General features: G+C 70.8%; 1 protein-coding gene. It reads left to right on the top strand.

Annotated features, from left to right (window positions below; all coding sequences use genetic code 11):
* The coding region (locus tag ACZ4FV_RS52045) for a type I polyketide synthase (protein WP_465328467.1) at positions 1–2420 on the top strand (2420 nt) is incomplete at both ends.

Genomic DNA, 2420 nt, shown 5'->3' with positions numbered 1-2420 from the left:
CACCGACACACCCACCACCAACCCGCCACCTCACTCGCCTGGGGACTCTGGACCGAAACCAGCGGAATCACCGACACGCTCGACGCCACCGACCGGGCCCGGGTGGCCCGCAGCGGACTGGTGCCGCTCGACAGCGGAACCGGGCTCGCCCTGTTCGACACCGCCGTGGCGAGGGGGGACGCCCTGGTCGTCCCGGCCCACCTGGACCCCGCCGCACTCCGTGCCCAGGCGACGGCCGGGACCCTGCCCACCCTGCTGCGCGGCCTCGTTCGCATCTCGACCCGACGCACCGCCCATGCCGGCGGGGCCGGTGCGGGCTCCTCGCTCGGTCGGCGGCTGGCCGGTCGGTCCGCCGCCGAGCAGGACGAGCTGATCCTGGACCTGATCCGGACCCAGGTGGCGGCCGTGCTCGGCCACGCCACCCCCGAGGCGGTGGATCGCGAACACGCGTTCGGTGACCTGGGTTTCGACTCGCTCACCGCCGTCGAGCTGCGCAACCGGCTCAACACGGCCACCGGCCTTCGGCTCCCGGCGACGCTGATCTTCGACTATCCGACCCCGCTCGCCCTCACCGCGTTCGTCCGCGCCGAGGTCGTCGGCGGACTCGTACCCTTGGCGGGAGTACCCACCGCGCGCGTACTCGGTGACGGCGGGCCGGCCGAGGACCCGATCGCGATCGTCGCGATGAGCTGCCGCTTCCCGGGCGGCGTCCGCACGCCCGAGGACCTGTGGCGACTGGTCGCCGAAGGCACCGACGCCATCGGTGGATTCCCCACCGAGCGCGGCTGGGATCTGGACAACCTCTACGACGCCGACCCGAACCGGGTCGGACACACGTACGCGCGTGAGGGCGGATTCCTCTATGACGCGGACCGGTTCGACGCGGAGTTCTTCGGCATCAGCCCGCGCGAGGCACTGGCCACCGACCCACAACAACGGCTGCTCCTGGAGACCGCGTGGGAGGTGTTCGAGCGGGCGGGCATCGACGCCGCCGACATTCGCGGCACCGACGCGGGTGTGTTCGCCGGGGTGATCTCACAGGACTACGCCTCGGGCCTGGCCAAGGTGCCGGAGGGCGTCGAGGGCTATCTGTCCACCGGGAACACGACGAGTGTCGCGTCGGGTCGGGTGGCCTACACGTTCGGGTTCGAGGGTCCGGCGGTGACGGTGGACACCGCGTGCTCGTCCTCCCTCGTCGCGATCCACCTGGCCGCACAGTCGCTGCGCAGCGGCGAATGCTCGCTCGCCCTCGCGGGCGGGGTGACCGTGATGGCCACGCCGAGTTCGTTCATCGAGTTCAGTCGGCAGCGCGCGTTGTCGCCGGACGGCCGCTGCAAGGCATTCTCCTCCACCGCCAACGGCACCGGCTGGGGCGAAGGCGTCGGCCTCCTCCTGCTCGAACGCCTCTCCGACGCCCAACGCAACGGTCACCCCATCGTCGCCGTACTACGCGGCTCCGCCATCAACCAGGACGGCGCCAGCAACGGACTCACCGCACCCAACGGCCCCTCCCAACAGCGCGTGATCCGCCAGGCACTCGCCAACGCGCGACTGGCGCCGGACCAGGTGGACGCGGTCGAGGCACACGGTACGGGAACCGTGCTGGGCGACCCGATCGAGGCTCAGGCCCTGCTCGCGACGTACGGCACCGACCGCGCTGCCGACCAGCCGTTGCGCCTCGGGTCGATCAAGTCGAACATCGGGCACACGCTTGCCGCCGCCGGGGTGGCCGGGGTGATCAAGATGATCCTGGCCATGCGGCACGGCGTACTGCCCAAGACACTGCACATCGACGAACCCTCCCCGCTCGTCGACTGGACCGCAGGCGCGGTCACCCTGCTCACGGAGAGCGAATCGTGGCCGCAGACGGACCACCCGCGCCGCGCCGGTGTCTCGTCCTTCGGCATCAGCGGCACCAACGCGCACGTGATCATCGAGCAGGCACCGGTGTCGGTCGTCGCGCCGGCGCCGGTCGACCCGGAGCCGCAACCGGAAACCCCGGTTGTCCCCGACTCATTGCCCACCCCCTGGCTGTTGTCGGCGCGTTCGCCACAGGCGCTGCGCGAGCAGGCTCGCCGTCTTCGCGAACACCTGGACAGCCGGCCCGACTTGTCGGCGACGACGGTCGCCCGTGTACTGGCCGGGCGCACGCTGTTCGAGCACCGCGCGGTAGTCATCGGCAACCACACCGCCGGCCTCAACGCCCTCGCACAGCAGCAGGAAACCCCGGACCTCATCCAGGGCACCGCGACCACCGACCCCGGCAAGATCGTGTTCGTCTTCCCCGGACAAGGCAGCCAATGGGACGGCATGGCACTCGACCTGTACGCCACGTCCACACCGTTCCGTGAACACCTCGACGCCTGCGCCGAAGCCCTCAAACCCTACGTCGACTGGAACCTCATCGACGTCCTCCACGC

Source organism: Embleya sp. NPDC025285 (assembly GCF_055558835.1).
This window is presented reverse-complemented; position numbering and strand designations above follow the sequence as displayed.